This is a genomic window from Saccharothrix sp. CB00851 (assembly GCF_001905065.1).
Lineage (GTDB): Bacteria > Actinomycetota > Actinomycetes > Mycobacteriales > Pseudonocardiaceae > Actinosynnema.
On sequence record NZ_LWLC01000001.1, the window covers coordinates 653,163 to 679,737 of the forward strand.

Annotated in this window: 27 protein-coding genes; 13 read left to right on the forward strand and 14 right to left on the reverse strand. The window is 71.2% G+C overall.

Annotation, left to right across the window (positions count from 1 at the left end):
• From A6A25_RS45220 to A6A25_RS03255, 4 genes are all read right to left on the reverse strand, one after another.
• On the reverse strand, positions 1-285 hold a 285-nt coding region (locus tag A6A25_RS45220; protein ID WP_338013190.1), incomplete at its 3' end, for an ESX secretion-associated protein EspG.
• A gap of 67 nt (positions 286-352) precedes the next feature.
• On the reverse strand, positions 353-1,669 hold the full coding sequence (locus tag A6A25_RS46200; RefSeq protein ID WP_083667845.1) for a PPE domain-containing protein: 1,317 nt from the start codon (positions 1,667-1,669) through the stop codon (positions 353-355).
• A 35-nt stretch (positions 1,670-1,704) separates the two neighbouring features.
• Positions 1,705-2,097: a hypothetical protein gene (locus A6A25_RS03250; protein ID WP_073886153.1), complete on the reverse strand. Its 393-nt coding sequence runs from the start codon at positions 2,095-2,097 to the stop codon at positions 1,705-1,707.
• Between the two features lie 108 nt (positions 2,098-2,205).
• On the reverse strand, positions 2,206-2,793 hold the full coding sequence (locus A6A25_RS03255) for a DUF3558 domain-containing protein (RefSeq protein WP_143192927.1): 588 nt from the start codon (positions 2,791-2,793) through the stop codon (positions 2,206-2,208).
• 99 nt (positions 2,794-2,892) lie between these two features.
• Between A6A25_RS03255 and A6A25_RS03260 the strand changes: the two genes are divergently transcribed.
• Entirely contained in the window at positions 2,893-4,740 is a 1,848-nt protein-coding gene (locus A6A25_RS03260; RefSeq protein WP_073886155.1) for a glycoside hydrolase family 15 protein, read from the forward strand.
• Positions 4,737-5,759: an alcohol dehydrogenase catalytic domain-containing protein gene (locus tag A6A25_RS03265; RefSeq protein WP_073886156.1), complete on the forward strand. Its 1,023-nt coding sequence runs from the start codon at positions 4,737-4,739 to the stop codon at positions 5,757-5,759. Before A6A25_RS03260 ends, A6A25_RS03265 begins: the two co-directional genes overlap by 4 nt.
• A gap of 13 nt (positions 5,760-5,772) precedes the next feature.
• Here A6A25_RS03265 and A6A25_RS03270 read toward each other — a convergent pair whose 3' ends face one another.
• Together A6A25_RS03270 and A6A25_RS03275 are read right to left on the reverse strand one after the other, a co-directional pair.
• Complete coding sequence (locus A6A25_RS03270) at positions 5,773-7,932, reverse strand: putative bifunctional diguanylate cyclase/phosphodiesterase (RefSeq protein WP_198932557.1); 2,160 nt, start codon at positions 7,930-7,932, stop codon at positions 5,773-5,775.
• Positions 7,933-8,028: 96 nt separating this feature from the next.
• Positions 8,029-8,850, reverse strand: coding sequence for an SAM-dependent methyltransferase (locus A6A25_RS03275; protein WP_143192928.1), 822 nt, complete (start codon positions 8,848-8,850; stop codon positions 8,029-8,031).
• 147 nt (positions 8,851-8,997) lie between these two features.
• Between A6A25_RS03275 and A6A25_RS03280 the strand changes: the two genes are divergently transcribed.
• Both A6A25_RS03280 and A6A25_RS03285 read left to right on the forward strand, forming a co-directional pair.
• Positions 8,998-10,089, forward strand: coding sequence for a pentapeptide repeat-containing protein (locus A6A25_RS03280; protein ID WP_241828474.1), 1,092 nt, complete (start codon positions 8,998-9,000; stop codon positions 10,087-10,089).
• Position 10,090: 1 nt separating this feature from the next.
• The gene (locus A6A25_RS03285; RefSeq protein WP_083667846.1) at positions 10,091-11,053 is read left to right on the forward strand and encodes a pentapeptide repeat-containing protein; all 963 of its coding nucleotides are present in this window, start codon (positions 10,091-10,093) and stop codon (positions 11,051-11,053) included.
• Here A6A25_RS03285 and A6A25_RS03290 read toward each other — a convergent pair.
• Positions 10,997-11,881: a LysR family transcriptional regulator gene (locus tag A6A25_RS03290; RefSeq protein WP_073886158.1), complete on the reverse strand. Its 885-nt coding sequence runs from the start codon at positions 11,879-11,881 to the stop codon at positions 10,997-10,999. The genes A6A25_RS03285 and A6A25_RS03290 overlap by 57 nt on opposite strands.
• 106 nt (positions 11,882-11,987) lie before the next feature.
• On the opposite strand from A6A25_RS03290, the gene A6A25_RS03295 reads away from it, so the two are divergent.
• From A6A25_RS03295 to A6A25_RS03305, 3 genes are all read left to right on the forward strand, one after another.
• Positions 11,988-12,833 carry an aldo/keto reductase gene (locus tag A6A25_RS03295; protein WP_073886159.1) on the forward strand — a complete coding sequence of 282 codons (846 nt, stop codon included), beginning with the start codon at positions 11,988-11,990 and terminating at the stop codon, positions 12,831-12,833.
• 81 nt (positions 12,834-12,914) lie between these two features.
• The gene (locus A6A25_RS03300) at positions 12,915-13,718 is read left to right on the forward strand and encodes a lysozyme (RefSeq protein WP_083667848.1); all 804 of its coding nucleotides are present in this window, start codon (positions 12,915-12,917) and stop codon (positions 13,716-13,718) included.
• Positions 13,719-13,830: 112 nt separating this feature from the next.
• A complete protein-coding gene (locus tag A6A25_RS03305; protein ID WP_083667850.1) occupies positions 13,831-14,640 on the forward strand; it encodes a lysozyme in 810 nt (269 codons plus the stop codon).
• A 45-nt stretch (positions 14,641-14,685) separates the two neighbouring features.
• Here the strand turns inward: A6A25_RS03305 and purL are convergent, their stop codons facing one another.
• The 4 genes from purL to A6A25_RS03325 all read right to left on the reverse strand — a co-directional run bounded on the left by purL (position 14,686) and on the right by A6A25_RS03325 (position 18,612).
• Complete coding sequence (gene purL / locus A6A25_RS03310; protein ID WP_073886160.1) at positions 14,686-16,953, reverse strand: phosphoribosylformylglycinamidine synthase subunit PurL; 2,268 nt, start codon at positions 16,951-16,953, stop codon at positions 14,686-14,688.
• Positions 16,953-17,624 (reverse strand): phosphoribosylformylglycinamidine synthase subunit PurQ, encoded by a 672-nt coding sequence (gene purQ / locus A6A25_RS03315; RefSeq protein ID WP_073886161.1) that lies wholly within the window; start codon positions 17,622-17,624, stop codon positions 16,953-16,955. Before purQ ends, purL begins: the two co-directional genes overlap by 1 nt.
• Positions 17,621-17,860, reverse strand: coding sequence for a phosphoribosylformylglycinamidine synthase subunit PurS (purS, locus tag A6A25_RS03320; protein WP_033428368.1), 240 nt, complete (start codon positions 17,858-17,860; stop codon positions 17,621-17,623). Before purS ends, purQ begins: the two co-directional genes overlap by 4 nt.
• 230 nt (positions 17,861-18,090) lie before the next feature.
• The gene (locus tag A6A25_RS03325; RefSeq protein ID WP_241828475.1) at positions 18,091-18,612 is read right to left on the reverse strand and encodes a hypothetical protein; all 522 of its coding nucleotides are present in this window, start codon (positions 18,610-18,612) and stop codon (positions 18,091-18,093) included.
• Positions 18,613-18,917: 305 nt separating this feature from the next.
• Between A6A25_RS03325 and A6A25_RS03330 the strand changes: the two genes are divergently transcribed.
• Positions 18,918-19,889, forward strand: a complete 972-nt coding sequence (locus A6A25_RS03330) for an NAD-dependent epimerase/dehydratase family protein (protein ID WP_073886404.1) — start codon at positions 18,918-18,920, stop codon at positions 19,887-19,889.
• A 26-nt stretch (positions 19,890-19,915) separates the two neighbouring features.
• On the forward strand, positions 19,916-20,527 hold the full coding sequence (locus A6A25_RS03335) for an MBL fold metallo-hydrolase (protein WP_073886163.1): 612 nt from the start codon (positions 19,916-19,918) through the stop codon (positions 20,525-20,527).
• Here the strand turns inward: A6A25_RS03335 and A6A25_RS03340 are convergent.
• Together A6A25_RS03340 and A6A25_RS03345 are read right to left on the reverse strand one after the other, a co-directional pair.
• The gene (locus A6A25_RS03340) at positions 20,449-21,168 is read right to left on the reverse strand and encodes a DUF2334 domain-containing protein (RefSeq protein WP_073886164.1); all 720 of its coding nucleotides are present in this window, start codon (positions 21,166-21,168) and stop codon (positions 20,449-20,451) included. The genes A6A25_RS03335 and A6A25_RS03340 overlap by 79 nt on opposite strands.
• A gap of 72 nt (positions 21,169-21,240) precedes the next feature.
• Complete coding sequence (locus A6A25_RS03345) at positions 21,241-22,146, reverse strand: phosphoribosylaminoimidazolesuccinocarboxamide synthase (protein ID WP_073886165.1); 906 nt, start codon at positions 22,144-22,146, stop codon at positions 21,241-21,243.
• A 63-nt stretch (positions 22,147-22,209) separates the two neighbouring features.
• Between A6A25_RS03345 and A6A25_RS03350 the strand changes: the two genes are divergently transcribed.
• The 4 genes from A6A25_RS03350 to A6A25_RS03365 are packed head-to-tail and all read left to right on the forward strand — an operon-like array spanning position 22,210 to position 25,128.
• Complete coding sequence (locus A6A25_RS03350) at positions 22,210-23,061, forward strand: ABC transporter substrate-binding protein (RefSeq protein WP_073886166.1); 852 nt, start codon at positions 22,210-22,212, stop codon at positions 23,059-23,061.
• A complete protein-coding gene (locus A6A25_RS03355; RefSeq protein WP_143192929.1) occupies positions 23,058-23,888 on the forward strand; it encodes an amino acid ABC transporter permease in 831 nt (276 codons plus the stop codon). The genes A6A25_RS03350 and A6A25_RS03355 overlap by 4 nt, the downstream gene beginning before the upstream one ends.
• Positions 23,885-24,634 (forward strand): amino acid ABC transporter ATP-binding protein, encoded by a 750-nt coding sequence (locus A6A25_RS03360; protein ID WP_073886168.1) that lies wholly within the window; start codon positions 23,885-23,887, stop codon positions 24,632-24,634. The genes A6A25_RS03355 and A6A25_RS03360 overlap by 4 nt, the downstream gene beginning before the upstream one ends.
• Positions 24,635-24,690: 56 nt before the next feature.
• Positions 24,691-25,128 (forward strand): hypothetical protein, encoded by a 438-nt coding sequence (locus A6A25_RS03365; RefSeq protein WP_143192930.1) that lies wholly within the window; start codon positions 24,691-24,693, stop codon positions 25,126-25,128.
• On the opposite strand, the gene purB is transcribed toward A6A25_RS03365, so the two are convergent.
• Positions 25,125-26,558 (reverse strand): adenylosuccinate lyase, encoded by a 1,434-nt coding sequence (gene purB, locus A6A25_RS03370; protein WP_073886170.1) that lies wholly within the window; start codon positions 26,556-26,558, stop codon positions 25,125-25,127. The two genes, A6A25_RS03365 and purB, sit on opposite strands and share 4 nt — an antisense overlap.
• Positions 26,559-26,575: the final 17 nt, after the last annotated feature.

Below are 26,575 nucleotides of genomic sequence, written 5' to 3' on the forward strand. Positions count from 1 at the left end.
CCACACCCGGCCGTCGACCTCGCGCTCGGGCCTGCTGAACAGCCGCAGCAGGTAGTCCAGCTCCGGGTGCAGCCCGGTCGGACCGCCGAGACCGCGTGCGCCGATGCCCTGCCAGACGCGTCGTTCCAGGTCGGCGCGCTCGGCGTGGGTCTTGCCCGGCGACGGCACCTTGATCACCAACGGCATCTGGCCGAGGTCGAGGCGCTCCCAGAGCACGTCGAACTCCTCGGCGGAAAGCTCGATCGGCTCCCGCTCCGCGGGCCCCCCGAAATACGTCACCGACATCCCCGTCCCCTGAACACCGGACACGGGCCCGCGCCGTGGTCGACGCGAGCCCGTGCCGGTGGATCCCTTACTGCGGCATTTCCCCGATCACGGGCGGCGCGACGAGCCGGTCGTCGCCGAACACGTCGTTCGTCTCGACCAGGTAGTCGGCTGCCTTGTGCTCGATGTCGTCCTCGCCGTTGCCGCCCTGCGCGCCTGCCATCCCACCGGCCATGCCCGGACCGCCCGCACCGGGACGACCCGCGGCGCCGGGGCCACCCGCGCCGGGGCCACCCGCGCCGGGACCGAAGCCACCGGCACCGGGCACGCCACCACGACCGGGCAAGCCGGCCGGGTTGCTACCGCCGGGCACACCCGCGCCGGGCATGCCGGAACCGGGCACACCGCCCATGCCGGGCATACCGGGACGCATGCCGTTGGGGCCGGGCACACCCGGCATGCCGGGGACCCGGTTGTTCGGCAGACCCGGGCGCGGCGGCCCACCGGGACCGGTCGGCACCCGCGGCGGGACCTGGCTGGTCGGCGGCTTCGGCGGCGTCCACGTGGGCGGCGGCACCGGGCCGACGGGCGGCTTGACCGGCGTGTTCACCGGTGGCGTGAACGTCGGCGGAGGCGTCGGCGGCGTGCTGGTCGGCGGCGGTGCCCAGGACGGGTTCGTGGTGCCGCCGGGCGGCGAGACGACGCCGGGGACCGGCGTGCCGGTCGACGGCGGCGCCCACGACGTCTTCGTGGTGCCGCTGTCGCTCGGCGCCGTCCACGTCGGGGTGGAGTTGTAGTTCGCGCTCGAGTTGTTGAACTCACCGGCGCCCGCCGGGGGCGGGGTGTCGATGACGACCTTCGGCGGCGGGACGAACTTGCCCAGCGTGTCGGCGTTCCACTCGCTGCTGGACTGGTAGTTGTTCATCACCTCGACGGCCTTGGCCTCGGCGTTGTCCTGCGCCGCTTCCTGCCGCTCGTGGTCCTGCTGCTGCTGGATGACGTGCATCATCCCGACGGGACCGGTCAACCCGCCGATGATCTTGTCGCCCAGGGACGGCGCCTCGGTGGTCACCGGCACCGGCTCGGGCATCTCCTTGCGGGCGTCCGCGATGTAGTCCGCCTGCAGCTGCGCCGAGGTCAACATCGTGCTGGAACCCTGCTGGGCGTCCTCGGCCCAGGCCGCGAGGGGCGACAGCGAGGCCGTGGTCGTGTCCGCGGTCTCGCCCTCCCAGCTCGCGCCGAGCTTGGTGAGCCCTTCCTTGATCGAGGTGTCGATCTCGCCCAGGGCCTCGGACAACGACTTCCAGGAGTCCTCGAGCGGCCGGGACGCGGCAACGCCCGGACCCTCGTTGATCATCCGGTAGAGATCGGGGTGGGCATACCCGCGCCAGCGGTGGTCACCCATCGTGCTCGCCCCCCTCGGGTGCGTAGGTCAGCAGGTCAGCCGTTGTTGATGCGTCCCCAGGACGCGGTGTTGTCGCCTTCGACGCGCCGGTAGTCGGCCTCGATCGCGGTGAGCTGGTCGACCACGCCCTGGAGCTGCTCGCGGTACGCCTTCAGAGCCGTCAGACCGGCCGAGTCGCCTGCTTCGAAGGTGTCCTGGTTGAACCGGTCGGCGGTCTCGTTGCTCACCGGGTCGCCCGCCCAGGGCTTCGCCTTCAGCTGCGCCACGGCCACCCGGAGCTTCGAGTCGAGCTGGTTCAACGCGTCGACGAACACCTTGCGCGCGTCGGGGATCGCCGAGGGATCGATGCTCAACTTCCGCTGCGCACCGGCGTAGTCGGGCAGCGTCGTCGGCGTCGTTCCCCCGCCACCACCATCCGCGATGAACACGGCACACCCCTCCTCAGTGCTGCACATACCCCAGCGTGTGCATCTGTGACGACTTTAGCTCTGATGCATGACGCGGGTGAGCGGTTCCCTCTGCAAAGGGCGAGTTTTCTACTTGTTCAGATTGGTCACGACGGCCGCCGCGACCGGCTGCACGACCTGGCACAGGGTCGGGATGTCGACGTCGCCCAGGCTGAACGCGCCCACGTCGACCACCTGGCCGTCCGAGACGTCCACCGTGACCGAGCAGGTGAGACCGAGGGCGGTGTCCGCCTCGACCAGCAGCGAGGGGAAGCCGCCGACCTCCAGCTTGGTCACCTTGCCCTCCGACTTCGCGTAGTCGTCGATGCCCGCGGTCGTGTCGGCGACGATGCCGGCGAAGTACTGGCGGTCCGAGCGGCTGATCGTGCAGCCCTTCTTGCCGGGTGCGTCGTCACTCGGCTGCGGCGGCTGGTCGAGGCCGAACTCCGCGCGCTGCGGCTCGGTCAGCAGCGTGCACGGGTCGACGCCCTCGATGTTGATCGTCTTCGGGCGCTTGGTCGGCTCTTTCGAAGTCGCGGACGGCTTGCCCGACTTGGACGTCTGACCGGCGGCCGTGGTCGTGGGCGTCGGACCACCGGGGTTGGCGTTCCCGTCCGTGGATTGCGAGCAGCCCGCGAGCAGGGCCAGGGCGGCGATGAGCGGCACGACACGGCGCATGAGCACCAACGTATCGGATCGACGTCACCCGCAAGACGACTTGCGGGCAACGCGGGCGACGACGCGCGCGGGCAAACGCGGGTCCGTAGGGTCGGCGGGGTGGGAGACACGGGACCTGGACGGATCGAGGACTACGCGCTGCTGTCCGACCTGAGGACGGCGGCCCTGGTGGGGCGGGACGGGTCGATCGACTGGCTGTGCATGCCGCGGTTCGACTCGCCGTCGTGCTTCTCCCGGTTGCTGGGCACCGAGGACGACGGGCACTGGCGGATCGCGCCGACCGGCGAGGCGCTGTCGGTGCGCCGGTCCTACCGGGACGGCAGTCTGGTGCTGGAGACCGAGTTCGAGACCTTGGACGGCGTGGTGCGGCTGATCGACACCATGCCGCCCGAGCAGGACGACTGGGACGCCGACACGCGGGTGGTGCGCGTGCTGGAAGGCGTGTCCGGGCAGGTCGAGATGTCGTTGCGGTGGGTGCTGCGGTTCGCCTACGCCGACTCGGTGCCGTGGGTGCGGCGCGGTGAGCGGGACGGGCAGGAGTGCATCGTGGCGCTGGCCGGGCCGTCCGCGGTCGCGCTGTACGGCGACCGGTTGCCGTACCGGGTGCCGGGTCAACGCGCGCACGAGGCCGTGTTCACCGTGTCGGCGGGCGAGCGGCTGTCGTGGGTGATGGAGTTCGCGTACTCGCCGGACGAGCCGCCCGCGCCGGTGGACGCGATGGCGGAGGTGGCGCGGTCCGAGGCGTTCTGGCTGGGCTGGTCGTCCCGGATCGCCTACGACGGGCCGCACGCCGAGGCGGTGCGGCGGTCGCTGATCACGTTGAAGGGCCTGTCGTACGCGCCGACCGGTGGGATCGTGGCCGCGCCGACCACGTCGCTGCCGGAGACGTTCGGCGGCGAGCGCAACTGGGACTACCGGTACTGCTGGCTGCGCGACGCCACGTTCACGTTGCTGGCGCTGGACAACTTCGGCTGCACGAGCGAGGCCCTGGCGTGGCGGAAGTGGCTGCTGCGCGCGGTCGCGGGCGACCCGGCGGACCTGCAGATCATGTACGGCATCGGCGGTGAGCGGCACCTGGTGGAGTGGGAGGTCGACTGGCTGCCCGGCTACCGGGGCGCGAAGCCGGTGCGGGTCGGCAACGCGGCCTACCGGCAGTTGCAGCTGGACGTGTACGGCGAGGTGATGGACGCGTTGCACCTGGCGCGGGAACGCGGGCTGGGAGAGACACCGGACTCGTGGGCCATGCAGCGCGGCATGATGCGGCACCTGGAGAAGGTGTGGGAGCGGCCGGACAAGGGCTTGTGGGAGGTGCGCGGCCCGGACCGGCACTTCACCCACTCGCGGGTGATGCTGTGGGTGGCGTTCGACCGGGCCGTGCGGGCGGTGGAGGAGCACGGGCTGCCCGGTCCCGTGGAACGGTGGCGCGAACTGCGTGACGCGGTGCACGCCGAAGTGCTGGCCAAGGGGTGGAACGCGTCGCTGGGCGCGTTCACCCAGTACTACGGCGGCACCGAGCTGGACGCGGCCACGTTGCTGATCCCGGCGGTCGGCTTCCTGCCCGGCGACGACCACCGCGTGGTCGGCACGCTGGACGCGATCGCCCGGGTCCTCAAGCGCGGCGACCTGGTCGACCGCTACGAGACCTCGCCCGGCGAGTCCGAAGTGGACGGACTGGCCGGTGTCGAGGGAAGCTTCCTGGCGTGCTCGTTCTGGTACGTCGACGCGCTGGCGTTGGCCGGGCGACGCGAGGAGGCGCTGGCGATGTACGACCGGCTCGTGGACCTGTGCAACGACGTCGGGCTGCTGGCCGAGGAGTACGACGCGGGCACCGGGCGGATGTGCGGCAACTTCCCGCAGGCGTTCAGCCACCTGGCGCTGGTGAACAGCGCGGCGGTGCTGTTCGGCGGCCACACCCGCGACGAGCGCCACCGCAGCGGTGCGGCGTGAGGGCGGCAGAGGTCGTCCCGGGCACGCCGTCGGCGTCACGCGTGGTGGACCGCGAGGTCGTGCCGGTTGACGGCGAGCTGCTGGTGGAGGGCCTGCTGGTGGGCCTGTGCGGCACCGACGTGGAGATCATCCGCGACGGTTTCGGCTGGTTGCCGCCCGGTCGCGAGCACATCGTGCCGTTCCACGAGTCGCTGGGCCGGGTGCTCTCCAGCCCCACGCCGGAGTTCGCGCCGGGTGACCTGGTCGCCGGGGTGGTCCGCCGCCCCGACCCGGAGCCGTGCCCGGCGTGCGCGGTGGACGCGTGGGACTTCTGCCGCAACGGCAAGTACACCGAGCGCGGCATCAAGGAGCTCGACGGGTACGGGATGCAGCGCTGGACCGTGCCGCCGAAGTTCGCGGTGAAGCTCGACCCGACGCTGGGTGACGCGGGTGTGCTGACCGAGCCCGCGTCGGTGGTGGCCAAGGCGTGGGCGACGGCGTCGGCCGTGGCGGCGCGGTCGCACCTGCCGGTGCGGTCGGCGCTGATCACCGGTGCCGGGCCGATCGGCCTGCTGGCGGCGTTGCTCGGCGTGCAGCGGGGCTTGGCGGTGCACGTGGTCGACCGCGTCACCGACGGCCGCAAGCCGGACCTGGTCACCACCCTCGGCGCCACGTACTACCCGGACCTGGCCGAGGTCACCGCCGAGGTCGACGTGGCGATCGAGTGCACCGGTGCCGCGCCCCTGATCTGGGAGTGCGCCCGCCGCGCGTCGGTCACCGTGCTGGCCGGCCTGACCGGCGAGCACGATCCGGTGCCGCTGGACCCGGGCGTGTTCGACGGCATGGTGCTGGGCAACAAGGCGATCGTCGGCACCGTCAACGCGGGCCTGCCGGACTACCTGGCGGCCGCCGAGGCGCTCTCCGAAGCCAGCCGGCCGTGGCTGAACGGCCTGATCACCCGCCGCGTGCCCCTCGACCGGTTCACCGACGCGCTGGAACGGCAGCCCGACGACGTGAAGGTGGTCGTGGACCTGGCGTAGGGCTTGAACCGCCCTAACGGCGCAGCAGCTCGTCGATGTCCGCCGGTTTCATCGGCTTGGCGAAGAACCAGCCCTGGCCCGTGTCGCAGCCGATGCGGTGCAGGCGCTTGGCCTGGGCCGGTGTCTCCACGCCTTCCGCGGTGACGCCCAGTTGCAGCGCGTGCGCCAGCTGCACGAGCGTGGAGACGATCTGGACGTCCACCGCGTCCTCTTCGTCCGCCGCGCGCAGGCCCTCCATGAACGAGCCCGCGATCTTCAGCTCGTGCACCGGCAGGTGCTTGAGGTAGGCCAGGTTCGAGTAGCCCGTGCCGAAATCGTCGATCGCGATCCGCACGCCCATCTCCGACAACGCCCGCAGCGCCTCCAGCGGCTCGTCGGCGGTGCCCATGATCGCGCTCTCGGTCAGCTCCAGCTGCAGGTGGTGCGGCGGCAGCGCGCACTCGTCCAGGATCCGCTTCACGTCGCGCACCAGCTCGGGATCGCGGGACTGGCGCACGGCCAGGTTCACCGACACGAACGGGGCGGCGTCGCCGAACTCCTCCAGCCACCGCCGCGCCTGCTCGCACGCCCGCCGCAGCACCCACCGGCCCAGCGGGACGATCAGCCCGGTCTCCTCGGCCAGCTCGATGAACCGGTCCGGCGCCAGCCGCCCGAACTCGGGGTGCTGCCAGCGCACCAGCGCTTCCACGCCGACCACGGTGCTGTCCTCGAGCCGCACCAGCGGCTGGTAGTCCACGTAGAACTCGTCGCGCTCCAGCGCCGCCGGCATCGTCGCCGACAGGGTGAACCGGGCGACCTCCTTGGCGTTGCGCTCCGGGTTGTACAGCGCCCAGCGCGACTTGCCGTCCGCCTTCGCCCAGTACAGCGTGATGTCCGCGTCACGCATCAGGTCGGCCGCCGTGGTGCCGGACAGCGCGCGCTCCACGATGCCGATCGACGCCGACACGGTCAGCTCGTGCCCGCCGATCCGGATCGGCGACTCCAGCTCGCGCAGCACCCGGTCGGCGACGTTGACGATGTCCTGGGTGTCCTGCGAGCCCTCCACCAGGATGACGAACTCGTCGCCACCCATCCGGGCGACCAGCTTGCCCTCGCCGGACACCGAGTGGTCCAGCCGCCGCCCCACCTCGACCAGCAGCTGGTCGCCGATGTCGTGGCCGAGGCTGTCGTTGATCACCTTGAACCCGTCCAGGTCCAGGTAGCACAGGCCGGCGCGGTGGCGTGCCTTGTTGTTGAACACGCGGCCGAGGCGTTCCAGGAACAGCGCGCGGTTCGGCAGCCCGGTCAACGGGTCGTGCAACGCCTGGTAGCGCAGCCGGTTCTGCAGCAGGTGGCGGTCGGTGACGTCCTCGATCATCGCCACCTGGTACTGCGGGTCGCCGTGGTCGTCGCGCACCAGCGACAGCGTCAGGTGCGTCCACACCTGCTCGCCGTCGGCCCGGCGGAACCGCTTCTCGGCCCGGTAGTGGTCGCACTCGCCCGCGGTGAGCTGGTCGTACAGCCGCCAGACGCTGCCGCCGTCCTCGGGGTGCATCAGGTCGCGGATGTTGTACTGCCGCATCTCCTCGACGCTGAAGCCCAGCATGTCCTGCAACGACTGGTTCACGTCGAGGATCCGGCCCTCGATGTCGGCGATGCCGATGCCGATCGCGGCCTCGGTGAACATCGCCCGGAACCGCGCCTCGGACGCGCGCAGCGCGGCTTCGGCTTGGTCACGGGCGTCCAGCACGGCCGCGCGGATCGCCTCCTGCTCGGCCAGCGTGCGTTCGCGCAGCGCACGGGCGTAGCCGGCGGCCAACGCGCCCTGCAACGCCGCGAGCCGCGAGCGCATCAGCTCGTCCGGCTGGATGCCCAGCTCGCCGAGCAGGTCGTCGCCGAGCAGCTGGACGGTGCGGCCGAGCGTGTCCGTGCCGGTGAAGTGGGCCTCGACCAGGCGGGCGCCGATCTCGTAGCCGGGCGCGGTGCGGAACGGGCTGGCGTGCAGCGCGTGCACCAGCACTTCGGTCAACGCCTGGAGGTGCTCGGCGACCTCGGTCCGCGTCATGGGCACGTAGCTGCTGCCGATGACGGCGGTCGCCCAGGTCCGGGCGAAGGACTCCGCCCCGGCCAGTACGGCGGGGTCGAGGTTCGATCGGCCCGGTGCTGCCACCCGATGGTCAACCTGTTCCGTCATGTCCGTCGGCCTACCGCCACAACCGAGAGGATACGGCCGGTCGCGGCACGCGGTCGACTGCCGTGCCCGGCGCGCGACCGGCGTCCAGGCCGTTCATCAGGCCTTCCGCCCCACGCCACCGAAGCTGACGAAGTGCGCCGCGCTCTCGTCCACGTCGTCCGGTGACTCCGGCCGCCACAGCGGCAGCCGCGCCACGCCCGGCTCGACCAGCTCGAAGCCGTCGAACATGGCCTCCACCTCGCGCTGGGGCCGGAAGCACATCTCGCTGACGCCGCGGTTGTAGACGCTGCGCGCGTCGTCCCACGCCGGGTCCCACTCGCCTTCCTCGAACCCGGCGTGCGAAATCGCCAGGTAGCTGCCGCCCGGGAGGGCCTCGCGGTAGTCGGCGACGATCCCGCGCGGGTCCTCGGCGTCCGGCACGAAGTGCAGCAGCGCGATCATCAGCACGCCGATCGGCTCGTCGAAGTCCAGCAGTTCCCGCACCTCGGGCGAGGCCAGCACCTGCTTGGCGTCCCGCACGTCGGTCTGCAGCACGTGCACCAGCTCGTTCCCGGTGAGGATGGCCCGGCTGTGCGCGACCGCGACGGCGTCCACGTCGACGTACACGACCCGGGCGGACGGGTCGGTGGCCTGCGCGATCTCGTGCACGTTGCCGACCGTGGGGATGCCGGAGCCCAGGTCGAGGAACTGGCGGATGCCCCGCGAGAGCATGAACCGCACCGCCCGCCGCAGGAACGCGCGGTGGTTGAGCACGATGGTCTTGATGATCGGCACGTCGGTCAGCACCTTGTCGGCGACGGCCCGGTCGACGGCGAAGTTGTGCGCGCCGCCGAGCCAGTAGTCGTAGACCCGCGCGATGCTCGGGCGGGCCAGGTCGATGTCGCCCGGCGCCCAGTTGGGCCGCTCCACGCTGTCCACCGGATTCTCCTCTGAACGTGCTCGTGTTCCCACCGTTGCGGTGACACCCACATCATGGGCCAATCCGGTGAGTTAGCACACCGTCGGCGTGCGCGAGTTCTTCAATCACCCACCCCTGATCTGATCACCGGGAAGAATGACGGCCTTGTGAGCTACCTGTGGATCGCGGGCGCGGTCGTCTCGGCGTTGGCGGCCGTGCTGCTGGTCGTGCAGCACCGGCGCGGGCGCAGCCTGCTGGTGCCGACGCTCACCGGGTCCATCGGGGCGTTCCTGCTGGTCGCGGGCTGGTTGTTCGTCGTCGACCCCGGTGCGCCGAAGAACGAGGCGATCAAGACCGGGGGCCTGGCGGGCGGCGCGCTGGTGGCCCTGTACGCGCTGTGGCTCAACGACCGGCGGCGCCGCACCGACGAGGACCGGCAGCTGGTCGAGGTCGCCAGGCAGAAGCTGGAGGACGCGCGGGCCGAACACGATCGGTCGCGGGTCGCCGACGAGAGGTTCGCCCGATCGGTGGAACTGCTCGGTCACGAGGCGGAGCAGGTGCGGGTGGGTGCGATGCACGCCCTGGCCGGGCTGGCGCGGTCACGCGCCGAGTACACCCAGACCGTGCTCGACGTGCTGTGCGCCTACCTGCGGCGGCCGTTCGAGGGCGGGCCCCGCGAGGAGCTGGAGGTCCGGCTCACCGCGCAACGGCTGGTCGCCGACCTCCTGCCGCGCGCCGACGACGAGCACGCGCCGCGCTACAACCTCGACCTGACCAGGGCTTACCTGGAGTACTTCGACATCTCCCACCGCCAGGTCGGCGACCTGATGCTGCGGGCGGCCCAGCTGAAGCAGTCGAACTCCTTCCACCACGTGGTCGTGCACGGCGGAGCCTGGTTCACCGACGCCGACAGCGCCGGCCGGCTGTACCTGCACCACATGACCATCCACGGCAAGGCCTGGTTCAGCCGGTTCACCTGCGCGGAGCGGGCCGACTACACCGCCACGCGGTTCCTGGGCCCGACCAAGTTCGCCGGCGGGTCGTTCGCCGGTCCGGTGAGCTTCGAGGGCTGCGAGTTCGCCGAGCCGATCGACTTCGAGGGCGCGAAGTTCACCGGCGGCCTGAACCTGGCACTGGGCAAGCCCACGGTGGCGCGCACGCACGCGATGTACGTCTCGCCGGAGCACGAGAACACCCTGCCCGACGGCTGGGTGGTGGAGCGCCGCGAGGACAGCGGCCTCGGACTGGTCAGGAGCTGACGTGCGGGGACGCGGGTTGCTGGCGGCGAGCGTGCTCGGCGCGCTGGTGGTGACGGTCGTGACGACCGCCGTGCTGATCCTGGTCGACCCGAAGCAGCCGAAGGCGGAGGCGATCAAGACCGGCGGGCTGGCCGGCGGCTCGATCGTGGCGCTGTACGCGCTGTGGCTCAACGACCGGCGGCGGCGCGTCGAGGAGGCGCGGCACGAGCTGGAGAGCGAGAAGGTCGCCGACGAGCGGTTCGCGCGGGCCGTCGAGCTGCTGGGCAACGAGGCCGACCAGGTCAGGGTGGGTGCGATGCACGTGCTCGCGGGCCTGGCGCACACCACGCCCCGGTACAAGCAGACCGTGCTCAGCGTGCTGTGCGCGTACCTGCGGCGGCCGTTCGAGCACGCGGCCCTCGGGAAGAAGGCGGAAGACCCGGAGCAGGCGTTCTTCGGCGAGGATCGCGAGGTGACGCCGGAGGAGGACCAGGAGATGACCGTCCGGATGACCGCGCAACGGCTCATCACGGACCTGCTGCCCTGGGGCGCCGACCCGGACCCGACGCCGTACCAGCTGGACTTGACCGGTGCGAAGCTCGTGCACTTCCGGCTGGAGGGGCGCCGGTTCGGCCGGCTGGTGGCCCGGCGGGCGCAGTTCTACGGGATCACCCAGTTCGGCGAGGCGGTGCTGAGCAAGCCCGCGCTGTTCTCCGGCGCCAGGTTCCACGGCCGCGTGAACTTCCGGGACGGGAGGTTCGACGGCGGCATCTCGTTCCAGGACACCACGTTCGAGCGCGAGGTCAACGTCACCGGGGCGAAGGTCGGCACCTTCCTGCACGTGTCGCCCGAACCGCCGCGGCAGCTGGTCGGCGAACTGGAAGTGCTGGCGGGAACGGCGTTCCGCAACGACCCGGACGGCTGGCGGCTAACCGGCGACGGGCAGCCCCCGGCCCGCCTCCAGGACCATGTCCAGCAGGACTGACGCGGCGGCGCTCACCGTCGGCGCGGTGACCACGGCGGTCTCCGCGGTCGGCGCGTCGACCAGCTCCACGAACTTCGCCCTGGTCTGCTTCGCCGCGAACGAGGCGGGCACCAGCGCCACGCCGAGCCCGAAGCCGACGAAGTCGAGCAGCGAGTGCACGTCGTTGACCTCGACCGCGACCTTGCGGTCCACGCCGGCGGTGGCCAGTGCGCGGTCCACGTCGTCACGCGTCCCCCAGTCGGGGTTGAAGTCCACGAACGGCTGACCGGCCAGCTCGGCGAGCCGCACCGACTCGCGTTCGGCGAACGGCAACTCCGGCGCGCACGCCAGCACCAGCGGTTCGCTGGACAGCGTGGACGACTTGAGGTCGTCGACCGCCCGGCCGGACGTGACGAACGCGAGGTCCAGGCGTCCGGCGCGGACCAGGTCGACCAGTTCGCCCGAACCCGCCTGGCGCAGCCGCAGGTCCACACCGGGGTGCAGCTCGTGGAACCGGGCCAGCACGGCGGGCAGGTGCACGGCGTGCAGGCACTGGATGCTGCCCACGGCCAGCGTGCCGCGCAGCAGCCCCTGCACGGCGGCCACCGCGTCCCGCGCCGCGTCGATCGTGCCCAGCACGCGCCGCGCCTCGACCAGCAGCGCCCGGCCGGCCTGGGTCAGCTCCACCTGGCGGGTGCTGCGCACGAACAGCGGCGCGCCGAGCTCGACCTCCAGCGCGCGGATCGACGCGGAAAGACCCGATTGGGCGACATGCATGCGTCGGGCGGCGCGGGTGAAGTGGCACTCCTCGGCCACGGCCACGAAGTACTCGAGCTGCCGGAGTTCCACGATTCATCACCCGTACTGCTGAATTGCATCAGCTTCTTCTGTTGGACAGCTTAATGCCTACCGCCCAAGCTGGTGATGCACAACCGCGACACACGGAGGTCAAACAATGCTGACTCGCCGAATCGGGGGAGTCGAGGTCAGTGCCATCGGCTTGGGCGCGATGCCGATGTCGCTGGAAGGCCGTCCCGACCGCGCCCAGGCGATCGAGACCATCCGCACCGCGCTGGACAAGGGCGTGACGCTGATCGACACCGCGGACGCCTACTCGGCCGACGACAGCGACTTCGGGCACAACGAGGAGTTGATCGCCGAGGCGCTGAAGGGTGTCGACGGCGTCATGGTCGCCACCAAGGGCGGCCACACGCGCACCCGCGGCGGGGGTTGGGAGGTCGACGGGCGGCCCGAGTACCTGAAGTCGGCGTGCGAGGCGTCGTTGCGCCGGCTCGGCGTGGACGCGATCGACCTCTACCAGTTCCACCGGCCGGACCCGAAGGTGCCGACCGCCGAGTCGGTCGGCGCGCTGGCCGAGCTGCTCGACGCGGGCAAGATCAAGCTGGCCGGGGTGTCCAACTTCAACCCGGCGCAGATCCGGGAGGCCGACGAGATCCTGGGTGGCCGGCTGGCGAGCGTGCAGAACCAGTTCTCGCCCGCGTTCCGCTTCAGCGAACCGGAGCTGGAGCTGTGCGCCGAGCTGGACATCGCGTTCCTGCCGTGGAGCCCGTTGGGCGGCATGAGCGCGGCGGGCGAGCTGGGCGAGCGGTTCACCGCGTTCGCCGAGATCGGCCGCGAGCACGGCGTGAGCCCGCAGCAGGTGTGCCTGGCGTGGATGCTCGCCAAGGCGCCGCAGGTCGTGCCGATCCCGGGTTCGTCGCGGCCGGCGAGCATCTCGGACTCGGCCGACGCGGTGCACCTGCGGCTGTCGGAGGACGAGCTGAAGCGCCTGGACGGGTGACATCCTGCGGATGCGGCGGCACGCGTCCGGCCTGACGATCTGGGTCGGACTTACCAGCACCGCCGACCGAATGGGGCGTTCATGGCGACGCACACCCGCCTGCGCACCTTGATCACCCGACTGGGTGCCCTGGCGATCACGCTGACGCTCCTGCCGGTGCCCGTCGCCGAAGCGCTCCCGCCGGGGTCCGCGGACCACTTCGCCGGCTCGCAGATCGCCAAGCACGAGGGCCGGGACCGCACCGCGCGGTCCCGGCCCGCCGGCGTGCCCGGCATGGACGTCAGCAGCCACCAGGGTGACGTCGACTGGGCCAAGGCATGGGCGGACGGCGCGCGGTTCGCCTACGTCAAGGCGACCGAGGGCACCGGGTACCGCAACCCGAACTTCGCCCAGCAGTACAACGGGTCCTACCAGGTCGGCATGATCCGCGGGGCGTACCACTTCGCGTTGCCGGACCGGTCGGACGGCGCCACCCAGGCCGACTTCTTCGCCTCCAACGGCGGCGGCTGGTCCCCCGACGGCAAGACCCTGCCCGGCGCGGTCGACCTGGAGTACAACCCGTACGGCGACACGTGCTACGGCCTGAGCCAGGCCGCGATGGGCGCGTGGGTGCGGGCGTTCAGCGACCGGCTGGTCCAGCGAACCGGCAGGCACCCGACCATCTACACGTCCACGAGCTGGTGGAACCGGTGCGTCGGCGAGGCGGACCGGTTCGGCGACACGAGCCCGCTGTGGGTGGCGCACTACGCCGACGTGCTCGGGCCCCTGCCGCACGGGTGGGACTACGAGACGATCTGGCAGTGGCAGGCGGCCGGGCAGTTCCCCGGCGACCAGAACGTCTTCAACGGCAACGACGAGCAGTTGCACCGGGTCGCCCTGGGATGACCGGGCGTTGCTCCGTTTTCGTGACTAATTCACATGAACCCTGGTGAACCGGTTAGAGGTGCAGCACACTGCCCATCGAGTCAACTCCCTGCACTGGCTCAAGGAGTCACCGATGAAGAACCTCGCACGCTCTGCCACCGCCCTCCTGACCAGCATCGGACTGGCGGTACTCGGCTTAACGGCGCCCGGATCGGCCAACGCCGCGCAGGCCGAACCCGTCGTCGAAGACCACGCCATGGGCTCGCAGATCGCCAAGCACGAAGGCGGCGGCGGCCGGCGCATCGCCATCCCGACCGACCCGAGCGCCCAGGCCGTCGTGTACGGCATCGACGTCAGCGGCCACCAGGGCAACGTCGACTGGAACTACTGGTGGGGCCAGGGCAAGCGGTTCGCCTACGTCAAGGCCACCGAGAGCACCACCTACCGCAACCCGTACTTCGCCCAGCAGTACAACGGGTCCTACAACGTCGGCATGATCCGCGGCGCCTACCACTTCGCGCTGCCGGACCGGTCCGCCGGCTCCACCCAGGCCGACTTCTTCGTCAACAACGGCGGCGGCTGGTCCCGGGACGGCAAGACCCTGCCCGGCGCGCTGGACATGGAGTACAACCCCTACGGCTCCACCTGCTACGGGCTGTCCAAGGCGAGCATGACCGCGTGGATCAAGTCGTTCAGCGACCGCTACCACGCCCGCACCGGCCGCTGGCCCGTCATCTACACGTCCACCAGCTGGTGGACCCAGTGCGTGAGCGGCGACTTCAGCTCCACCAACCCGCTGTGGATCGCGCGCTACTCGTCCACCGTCGGCACCCTGCCGTACGCGTGGCGGATCTACACGTTCTGGCAGTACACGTCGTCACCGATCGACCAGAACCAGTTCAACGGCGCTTACGACCGGCTCCAAGCCCTGGCCAACGGCTGATCACGAGGTGGCCGGCCGGGTCCTCCCCGGCCGGCCACTCCTCGCTCAGTCGAACAGCGCCGGGAGGGTGCCCTCCCAGGCTTCACGCAGCTCGGCCAGCGGCAACGAGCCCAGCTCCTGGATCTCCAGCGCGTCGGACTCCGGGTCCACCACGCCGACCTTGCGCCACGGCAGGCCGCGCGCGGTGCACATGTCGGTGAACCGCAGCTCCTCCGTGCGCGGCACGGCCACCAGCACGCGGGCCGTCGACTCGCTGAACAGCTCGGTGAACAGGTCGCCCTCGAGGAACACCCGGGCGCCGACCTCGCCGATCAGGCACGTCTCCACCAGCGCCTGCGCCAGACCGCCGTCGGACAGGTCGTGCGCGGCCGACAGCATGCCGTCCCGCGAACCCGCCACCAGGATCTCGCCGAGCAGCTTCTCGCGCTGCAGGTCCACCTTCGGCGGCAAGCCACCCAGGTGCCCGTGCACGACGTGCGCCCACTCCGAGCCGCCGAACTCCGCGCGCGTCTCGCCGAGCAGCAGCAGCGTCTCGCCCGCCTCCGCGCCGATCCCGGTCGGGATGCGGCGGCGGACGTCGTCGATCACGCCCAGCACGCCCACCACCGGCGTCGGCAGGATCGCCGTCGAACCGGTCTGGTTGTAGAAGCTGACGTTGCCGCCGGTCACCGGGATGCCCAGCTCGACGCACCCGTCCGCGAGGCCCTTCACGGCCTGCTCGAACTGCCACATCACCGCCGGGTCCTCCGGCGAACCGAAGTTCAGGCAGTTCGTGACCGCGACCGGGGTCGCGCCCGTGGTGGCGACGTTGCGGTACGCCTCGGCCAGCGCCAGCTGCGCGCCCGCGTACGGGTCGAGCTTGGTGTAGCGGCCGTTGCAGTCCGTGGACAGCGCCACGCCCCGGTGGGTCGACTCGTCGATCCGGATCATGCCCGAGTCGGCCGGCTGCGCGAGCACCGTGCCGCCGCGCACGTACCGGTCGTACTGCTGGGTGACCCACCGCTTCGACGCCAGGTTCGGCGACGCGGCCATCGTCTTCACCAGGTCGAGCAGCTCATCCTCGGCCGGCTTCGGCAGCCGGTCCGGGGTGTCGGCCTGCACCGCGTCCTGGTCGGCGGGGCGCTCGATCGGCCGGTGGTACACCGGGCCCTCGTGCGCCACCGTGCGCGGCGGCACGTCCAGCACGACCTCGTCGTGCCACGTGATCACCAGCCGGTCGCCCTCGGTGACCTCGCCGATCTCGGTCGCGATGACGTCCCACTTGCGGCAGACCGCCATGAACGCGTCCAGGTCCTCCGGCCGCACGACCGCGCACATGCGCTCCTGCGACTCGCTGGACAGGATCTCCGCGGGCGTCATGCCCGACGCGCGCAGCGGCACCCGGTCCAGGTAGACGTGCATGCCGCCGTCACCGGCGCTGGCCAGCTCCGACGTCGCGCACGCCAGGCCCGCGCCGCCCAGGTCCTGGATGCCGACCACGATGCGCTGGGCGAACAGCTCCAGGCAGCACTCGATCAGCACCTTCTCGGTGAACGGGTCGCCGACCTGCACGCTGGGCAGCTTCTTGCGCTTGCCCGCGCCCGCCGTGTCGTCGAACGTCTCGCTGGCCAGCACCGACACGCCGCCGATGCCGTCCAAGCCCGTGCGGGCGCCGAACAGGATGACCTTGTTGCCGGTGCCCGAGGCGTGCGCCAGGTGCAGGTCCTCGACCCGCATCGCACCCACGCACAGGGCGTTGACCAGCGGGTTGCCCGCGTAGGTCGCGTCGAACACGACCTCGCCGCCGATGTTGGGCAGGCCCAGGCAGTTGCCGTAGCCGCCGACGCCGGCCACGATGCCCGGCAGCACGCGGCGGGTGTCCGGCGCGTCGGCCGGGCCGAAGCGCAGCGGGTCCATCACGGCCAGCGGACGCGCGCCCATCGCCAGGATGTCGCGCACGATGCCGCCCACGCCCGTCGCCGCGCCCTGGTACGGCTCGACGTAGGACGGGTGGTTGTGGCTCTCGGCCTTGAACGTGATCGCCCAGCCGTCACCGATGTCGACCACGCCCGCGTTCTCGCCGATGCCCGCGAGCATCTTGGCGCGCATCTCGTCGGTGGTCGTGTCGGAGAAGTACTTCAGGTGCACCTTGGACGACTTGTAGGAGCAGTGCTCGCTCCACATCACCGAGTACATGGCCAGCTCGGCGTCCGTGGGGCGGCGGCCCAGGATCTCCTTGATGCGGGCGTACTCGTCGTCCTTGAGGCCCAGCTCCTTGTAGGGCTGCTCCTGGTCGGGAGTGTTCTCCGCGTTCTTGACGGTGTCGACGGTCATCAGGCCTTCACCACCGAGTCGACGAGGGACAGGAACATGCCGAGGCCGTCGTCGGTCGGGCCGGTGAGCGCGTCGATCGCGTGCTCCGGGTGCGGCATCAGGCCGACGACCCGGCCGTTGGCGCTGGTGATGCCCGCGATGTTGTTGCGCGAGCCGTTCGGGTTCTCGCCGACGTAGCGGAACACCACGCGGCCCTCGCCCTCCAGTTCATCCAAAGTGGACTGGTCGGCCTGGTAGCCGCCCTCGCCGGACTTGAGCGGGACGAGGATCTCCGCGCCCTGGTCGTACCGGGTGGTCCAGGCGGTGGCGTTGTTCTCGACCTTCAGCCACTGGTCGCGGCACACGAAGTGCAGCTTGTGGTTGCGGATCAGCGCGCCGGGCAGCAGGTGCGCCTCGCACAGGATCTGGAAGCCGTTGCAGATGCCGAGGACCGGCATGCCCTTGCGCGCCGCGTCGACCACTTCCTGCATGACCGGGGCGAACCGGGCGATCGCGCCGCAGCGCAGGTAGTCGCCGTAGGAGAACCCACCGGGCACGATGACCGCGTCGACGTCCTTCAGGTCGTGGTCGGCGTGCCAGAGCTTGACCGCTTCCCCGCCCGCGTACCGGACCGCGCGCTCGGCGTCGACGTCGTCCAGCGTGCCGGGGAACGTGATGACCCCGACCCTCATGCCTCGACCCGCCTCACGACCCAGTCCTCGATCACGGGGTTGGCGAGGAAGGTCTCGGCGATCTTGGCGAGCGTGGCGTCGTCGACGTCGTCGGCGACCTCCAGCTCGAAGTGCTTGCCCTGGCGGACAGAGGTGATTCCGTCGAACCCGAGACGGGGCAGCGCGTTGGCCACCGCCTGTCCTTGCGGGTCGAGGATTTCGGGCTTCGGCATGACGTCGACGACGACTCGGGCCACGACAGGCTGCTCCAAGCTAGGAGGGCTGGCGGTACTCGCAGAGCCTACCTGACCAGGGTGTTCATCAACTTCGCACGTGGTGGGCAGCACACGTTCACCTGGGATCACCCGATCGTGATGCAGCATTCCGGGGCCGGTTCCTGCTAACCTGATCACAGCCGAGGCCAGTAGGCCAAGGAAGCGAGCGCGGTCCCCCTCCCGGACGGTTGGGCGCCCGCGCTTCGCGCTATCTACGGCCAGTCGAGTCGAATCACCGAACCGATCATGGGCGCAGCACGTCGGGCCCAGTCGCCGCCGGCACCGTGGCACCAAACGGCGATGTCCGCCAGCCAGAGCAGCGGTTCGTCCACGCTGTCGACGTGCTCGTAGACGAGCAGACTTTCGCCGGCGCGCTTGTTCAGCACACTGCGAATCGTGTGCACATCGAAGGTGTCCCGTGAGGCGCGACTGTCAAAGACCAACCGGTGGCCCTGGAGGTCGAGCAGGTCGTCGGTCAACCTCGCCACACACTCCTGCCGGGCACGTTCCTCCCCTTGACGGCAGCTCGTCCGGTAGATATCGACCCGAGGGCCGGACTCGACCAGTTTCGACAGCAGCAGCTTGCGACGCCCCTGCTTCTCGTTGTAGAAGTGCAGTTCCCTCTGGCCCGGGAACAACAGGGCGCGCAGCGCCGACCGGAGGCGCTTGAGGTCTTTGGGCGGGACGATAGCCACAGCCAGGTAGTACGTGTCGTTTCGTCGGGACTCGTCCACGAATGCGTGCACACTCACGGCCGGGTATCGGCACCCCACCGACCAATCCGTAGCGAATCCGCCCGAACGTGTGTTCGGCCGCCCCACTGGTCCATTGTTCGAAGCGGATTCACCCGTCGGAAATTGGATTCCCGGCGCGGTACTTCGCTAAGGTCGACTCAGCCGAAGCTGTTGAGCCGAGGAAGTGAGCACGGTCCCCCTCCGGACGGTCGGCGGCCGTGCTCGCGCCTTTCCCGGCCCGGTAGGGCGTTCGCTATGGGCGGACGTGGTGGCGGGGGGCGGGGCGGCACCGCAGGGTGGGGATCATGCGGATCCTGGTGCTCGGTGGGACGGTGTTCCTCAGCAAGGCGGCGGCGGCCGAAGCGGTGCGGCGGGGGCACGAGGTGGTCTGCGCGGCACGTGGGGAGTCCGGGCGGGTGCCGGACGGGGCCGTGCTGGTGCCCGTGGACCGGGACGTCGACCTGGGGCCGTTGGAGGGTGTGCACTTCGACGCGGTGGTGGACGTGGCGAAGATGTCGGTCACGTGGGTCCGCCGGGCGTTGAGATCGGTGACCGCGGACCACTGGACGTTCGTCTCCAGCTGTTCGGTCTACGCCGACCACTCCCTCCCCGGCACGACGGCCACGCTGGACCCGCTGGAGGACGACCCCGACGCGCCGATGTCCTCGGAGCGCTACGGCTCGGTCAAGGTGGCCAGTGAGCACGCCGTCCTCGACGCCGTCGGCGACCGCGCCTTCATCGTCCGCGCCGGCCTCATCACCGGCCCCGGCGACCCGACCGACCGGTTCGGCTACTGGCCCAACCGGCTGTCCCGGGGTGGCCGGGTGGCCGTTCCCGACGCGCCCGACCAGCCCGCGCAGCACGTCGACGTGCGCGACCTCGCCGCCTGGATCGTGGACGCGGCCGAGCGGCGCACCACCGGCACCTACGACGCGATCGGCCCGGCCAACCCGTTGTCGCTGGTCCTGGGCGAGATCGCGGGCGCCGTGGCGCCGCCGGGCACGGTGCTCGTCCGCATCCCCGGGCCCGTTCTCCAGCGGCACGGCGTCGAGCCGTGGATGGGCGCGAAGTCCCTGCCGCTGTGGCTGCCGCCGTCGCACCGGGCGATGATGTTCCGCGACGCGGGTCCCGCGCTGGCGGCGGGACTGCGGGTCCGACCCACGGCCGAGACGGCGGTGGACGCGTTGGCGTACGAACAGGCCCTCGGCCTGGACCGCACCCGACGTGCGGGACTGCCGCCGGGCGTGGAGGACGCGCTGCTGCACGACGTGGGGTGAGCGGCGCCGCAGAGAGGAGCACCCGCATGCTGATCTCCCACTTCGGGCACTCGTGCCTGCTGGTCGACACGGGCGCGGCCCGGCTGCTGTTCGACCCCGGCGTGTACTCGTCGGGTTTCGAGGTGCTCGAAGGGCTCGACGCGATCCTGGTGACCCACGAGCACCGCGACCACGTCGACCCGGGCGGGTTGGCCGCCGTCCGCGCGGCCAACCCCGGCGCACGACTGATCGCGCCGTTCGACCTGGAGGGCGCCGAGATCGTCAACCCAGGTGACGCGCTGGAGTTCGGCGGCACGGCCGTCACCGTCGTCGACGCGCCGCACGAGGTCATCCACGAGCGGATCGAGCTGCCCGTCAACGTCGGCTACCTGGTCGACCACGGCGCGTTCTACCACCCCGGCGACTCGCTGACCGTGCCCGAGCAGCGTGTCGACGTCCTCGGCCTGCCTACCGCCGCCCCGTGGATGAAGGTCTCCGACGCGGCGGACTTCCTGGCGAAGGTCGGCCCGCGCAAGGCGGTGCCGATCCACGAGGCGATCCTGGCCCGGACGGAGATCTTCTACCGCGTCCTGGTCGGCACCGCGCCCGAGGGCGTCGAGGTCGTGGTGCTGCCGCGCGGCGAGGCGGTCGAGCTGTAGGTCGCGGGCGACGCGCCGTGGTGCAGGGCCAGGTCGACGGCTTCCAACACCGCCTCGCGCGGCCCGAGCCGGTCCAGGTCGGCCGCGTCCACGCCGATCCGCACGAGCCCGCCGCGCCGTGCCGCACGGCCGACGCTGAGCAGGTAGCTCCAGTGCTCGGTGACCATCCGCACCCGACCGGCCCGCGTGGCGCCGGTGCGCAGGTCGCGCACGCCCGCCATGTCGGCGCACACCGCGAACCGGTGCCGGCGCAACGCGACCAGCGTGCCGGGTGACGCGAGCCAGGACGGCGGCGCGAACACCTCCGTGGCCAAGCCGAGCCGCTCCAGGCCGGCCCGGGCGGCGACCAGCCGCAGGCCGGCTTCGTGCGCGGGCAGCGCCGCGAACTCGGCCCGGCGGCGCAGCGACACGGCCCGGTGGGTCGGGTCCGGCTGGTGGTCGAAACCGTGCAGGACCAGCGCGTCACCGGCGGCCACGCGACGCCGCACCCAGCTCAACGCCTCACCGGGCACGGCCTTGCGCGGGGCGAGGAGCAGCGACAACGGCACCCGCCGCCGGTCCAGTTCGTCGGCGAGGTCGGCGCACCGGGCGAGCGCGCTCGGCCCGATGCCGGACAGCGAAACCACGAGTTCGGCGACCATGGCACCCAGTGCGCCCCATCGGCGTGTCGCCCGCTCTAAGACGAGGTGACGCCCGGGTGCGGAGCCGGCGAACTATTCCGCGCCCGTCTCCTCAGGGCTGGGCCAGTCCGCGAACGAACGCCCGGTGATCCTCTCGTACGCCTCGACGTACCGCGACCGGGTGGCGGCGATGACGTCGTCGGGCAGCGGTGGCGGCGGGGTGTCGGACGCCCGGTCCCAGCCGGAGGCGGGCGAGGTCAGCCAGTCGCGCACGTACTGCTTGTCGAACGACGGCTGCACGCGCCCAGGCCCGTACCCCTCCAGCGGCCAGTACCGCGACGAGTCCGGCGTCAGCACCTCGTCGCCGAGCACCAGCGTCCCCGACCGGTCCAGCCCGAACTCGAACTTCGTGTCCGCCAGGATCACGCCCCGCGACCGGGCGAACTCCCGCGCCGCGCCGTAGACCTCCAGCGTCGCGTCACGCAGGCGTGCCGCCAACGGGGCGCCGACCTCCGCCTCGACGTGCGCGAACGACACGTTCTCGTCGTGCGCGCCGAGCTCGGCCTTGGTCGCCGGGGTGAAGATCGGCGGCACCAGCTCCGAGGCCTCCACCAGCCCGGACGGCAACTCCACGCCGCACACCGACCCGGTCTGCCGGTACTCGGCCATCCCCGACCCGGTCAGGTAGCCGCGCGCCACGCACTCCACCTGGACCATCTCCAGCCGCCGCACCAGCAGCGCCCGGCCGCGCACCTCGGCGGGGATGCGCGGGTCGTCCCACGCCACCAGGTGGTTGGGCACCAGGTCCGCGAACTTCTCGAACCAGAACACGCTCATCGCGGTGAGCACCCGACCCTTGTCCGGGATCGGGGTGGTCAGCACGTGGTCGTAGGCGGAGATCCGGTCGGACGCCACGAACAGCAGCAGGTCGTCGTCCACCTCGTGGACCTGACGGACCTTGCCTGCGGCGACCTGCCGGTAGTCGGCGAGCTTGGGCACGGCCGAAGCCTACTTGTCCGGAGCCCATGGGCTGCCCTTCCCACCTGCGGCAAGATTCAGCGCATGCGCGCACCCGGACTGATACTCACCGTGACGGCCCTCCTCGCGATCGCCTGCGCCCCCGCGGACGAGACCCCGCCGCCGACCAACCAGGTCGACGGCGTGGCCTGCACGAAGGACAAGCTGCCCACGCTCACCCCGGGCAAGATCACCTTCGGCACGGACCAACCGGTGTACGAGCCCTGGTTCGTGGACGACGACCCGACCAACGGCAAGGGCTTCGAGTCCGCGATCGCCTACGCGCTGGCCGAGGAGCTGGGTTACGCGAAGACCGACGTGGTGTGGACCCGGGTGCCGTTCAACGCGGCCATCCAGCCGGGCAAGAAGACCTACGACATGGACCTGAACGAGTTCTCCATCACCGAGGAGCGCAAGCAGGCCGTCGACTTCTCCGCGCCGTACTACGACGTGGACCAGGCCGTGATCACGCTGAACACGTCCAAGGCCGCGTCGGTGAAGACGCTGGCCGAGCTCAAGCAGGTCAAGATCGGCGCGCAGGTCGGCACGACCAGCTTCGACGCGGCCCAGCGGCTGCAGCCGGAGCAGGACGTCGCGGTCTACAACACCAACGACGACGGCAAGGCCGCGCTGCGCGCCGGGCAGATCGACGCGCTGGTGGTCGACCTGCCGACCGCGTTCTACATCACGAGCGCGGAACTGGAGGAAGGCCTGATCATCGGGCAGATCCCGTCGGGCGACGGCAAGCCCGAGCAGTTCGGCATCGTGCTGGACAAGGGCAGCCCCCTCACCCCGTGCGTGTCGACGGCGGTGGAGAACCTGCGCGCCGACGGCACCCTGGCCAGGATCGAGCAGGAGTGGCTGTCGTCCGCGGGCAGCGCACCCGAACTGAAGTGACGAGCGAGCTGCAACGGGAGCGTTCAACCTACAAGCGCTCCCGTTCGCGGCGGTCCACGCTGGTCGCGCTGCTGTCGACCGCCGTGTTCGCCGTGGCGGTCGGCGTCACGATCGCCCGCGCGCCGGGCTGGCCACGCGTGCGGCAGTCGTTCTTCAACGTGGAGATCGCGTGGCGGTCGCTGCCCGCGATCCTGGAGGGCCTGTGGCTGAACCTGCGCGTGCTGGCCGTGTGCGGTGTGCTGATCGTGGTGTTCGCGCTGGTCGTGGCGGCGCTGCGGACGTTGCGCGGGCCGGTGTGGTTCCCGCTGCGGGTGCTGGCGACGGTGTACGTGGACCTGTTCCGCGGCATGCCGTTGATCATCCTGCTGTACCTGGTCGGGTTCGGCCTGCCCGCGTTGCGGCTCACCGGGGTGCCGAACGACTTCGTGGTGCTCGGCGGGGCGGCGCTCGTGCTCGCGTACACCGCGTTCGTGGCCGAGGTGTTCCGCGCCGGCATTGAATCGGTCCACCCGTCGCAGGTGGCGGCGGCCCGGTCGCTCGGCCTCAACAGGCGCAAGACCATGCGGCTGGTGGTGCTGCCGCAGGCCGTGCGGCGGGTCATGCCCGCGCTGCTGAACGACTTCGTCTCGCTGCAGAAGGACTGCGGGCTGATCTCCGTGCTCGGCGCGGTGGACGCGGTGCGCGCCGCGCAGATCGAGCAGGCGCGGGCGTTCAACTTCACCCCGTACGTGGTGGCGGGGCTGCTGTTCGTGCTGCTCGCGGTGCCCACGGCGCGGTTCGCCGACGCGTTGGGCCGCCGGGTGGAGCGCCGTCAGGGGGGACGATGACCGAGCCGGTGCTCAGCGTGCGCGGTGTGGTGAAGCGCTACGGCGACCACACCGTGCTGGACGGGATCAGCCTCGACGTGCGCGAGCACGAGGTGGTCACCGTGATCGGGTCGTCGGGGTCGGGCAAGTCGACGCTGCTGCGCTGCGTGAACCTGCTCGAGGAGCTGGACGACGGGCAGGTGCTGCTCGACGGCGTCGATGTGTCCGACCCGCGGGTGGACGCCGACGTGGCGCGGCGCGGCATGGGCATCGTGTTCCAGGCGTTCAACCTGTTCCCGCACATGACCGTGCTGGACAACGTCACCCTGGCGCCGCGCGTGGTGCACGGCGTGCCGCGGGAGGAGGCCGAGCGCAACGCCCTCGACCTGCTCGACCGGGTCGGCCTCGCGGACCGGGCGGGCGGTTACCCGGAGCAGTTGTCCGGCGGGCAGCAGCAGCGGGTGGCGATTGCGCGGGCGTTGGCCTACTCGCCGCGGTTGCTGCTGCTGGACGAGATCACCAGCGCGTTGGACCCGGAGTTGGTGGGGGAGGTGTTGGCGCTGGTCAGGGAGCTGGCGTCGGCGGGCCGGACGATCCTGATGGCCACCCACGAGATGGGTTTCGCCCGGCAGGTCGCCGACCGGGTGGTGTTCCTCGACGGCGGCAGGCTGGTCGAGTCCGGGCCTCCCGAACAGGTGCTCGGCGAGCCCGTGCACCCCCGCACCCGGCAGTTCCTGCGGCGGATCATCGACGCGGGCCGCCTTTAGGCCGCTCGGGAGACGCCACTTGGGGTATCGGACGGGTGACCCCTACTCTGCTTGGCGTGGTCCATCGGAAGGCATTTGTGGCACCTGTCGCGGCGAGCGGTGGGCTGCTCCTGCTGCTGCTCACGGGTGCCTGCGCGAAGCCGTCGGCGAGCCCGGAGCCGGTGGTGCTCCCGACGATCTCCAGTTCGGCGCCGGTGACCTCGATCCCGGCGGTGGCCAACATCTCGGTGCGGCCGGGGACGACCACCACCACCCCGCCGCCACCGACGACGGTCGCCGCCACGACCGAGCCGCCGCCACCACCCCCACCGGTGCAGGTCCAGCCCCAGCCGGAGCCGCCGGCCCAGCCGACGACGACACCGCCCCGGTTCGACGAGGTGGCCCTGGAGGGCTTCCCGTGCGACGAGGAGGGCGCGACGGCGGTCGACCCGACGGGCCGCGACCTGGTCTGCGAGCGAACCCGCCGCGGCCGCCTCGTCTGGGATAGGGCCTAAAGGATCGGCTCGGGGACGTAGCCGGCCGCGGCCGGGTACTTCGCCAGCACGTCCTCCACCTGTGCCACCACGTCCGCGACCTGCCGCTCGGCCACGCCGGTGAACGACAGGCGGTCGGCCAGCAGGGCGTCCAGGGCGGCGCGGTCCAGTGGCAGGCGGTCGTCGGCGGCCAGCCGGTCCAGCAGGTCGTTCTCGGCCAGGCCCTGCTCGCGCATGGCCAGCGCCACCGCGACCGCGTGCTCCTTGATCGCCTCGTGCGCGGTCTCCCGGCCGACGCCCGCGCGCACCGCCGCCATCAGCACCTTCGTGGTGGCCAGGAACGGCAGGTAGCGGTCCAGCTCGCGGGCGACGACGGCCGGGTACGCGCCGAACTCGTCCAGCACCGTGATGAACGTCTCCAACAGCCCGTCGAAGGCGAAGAACGCGTCCGGCAGCGCCACCCGGCGCACCACCGAGCACGACACGTCACCCTCGTTCCACTGGTCGCCGGACAGCTCGCCGACCATGGACAGGTAGCCGCGCAGGATGACCGCGAAGCCGTTGACCCGTTCACACGACCGGGTGTTCATCTTGTGCGGCATCGCGCTGGAGCCGACCTGGCCCGCCTTGAAGCCCTCGGTGACCAGCTCGTGGCCGGCCATCAGACGGATCGTCTTGGCCAGCGAGGACGGCCCGGCCGCCAGCTGCACGAGGGTGGAGACGACGTCGAAGTCCAGCGACCGCGGGTAGACCTGGCCGACGCTGGTCAGCACGGTGGTGAAGCCCAGGTGGCGGGCGACGCCGCGCTCCAGCTCCACCAGCTTGTCCCGGTCGCCGCCGAGCAGGTCGAGCATGTCCTGGGCGGTGCCGACCGGGCCCTTGACGCCGCGCAGCGGGTAGCGGTCGATCAGCTCGTCCAGCCGGCGGAACGCCACCAGCAGCTCGTCCGCGGCCGTGGCGAAGCGCTTGCCGAGCGTGGTGGCCTGGGCCGCGACGTTGTGCGAACGGCCCGCGAGCACCAGGTCGGTGTGCTCGGCGGCACGGCGGGCGAGGCGGGCCAGGACGGCGGCCGCCTTGCTGCGCACGTGCTCCAGCGAGCGCAGCACCTGCAGCTGCTCGACGTTCTCGGTGAGGTCGCGCGAGGTCATGCCCTTGTGCACGTGCTCGTGCCCGGCCAGGGCGTTGAACTCCTCGATGCGCGCCTTCACGTCGTGCCGGGTGACGCGCTCGCGCTCGGCGATGGAGGCCAGGTCGACCTGCTCGACCACCCGCTCGTAGTCCGCGACGGCCTCGGCGGGCACGTCGAGGCCCAGCTCTGCCTGCGCCTTCAGCACGGCGAGCCACAGCCGCCGCTCCAGCACGATCTTGTGCTCGGCGGACCACAGCGTGGCCGGCTCGGTGGAGGCGTAGCGACCGGCGAGGACATTGGCGATGCGGGGCTTGACCGTCACGTGACCAGCTTATTTCG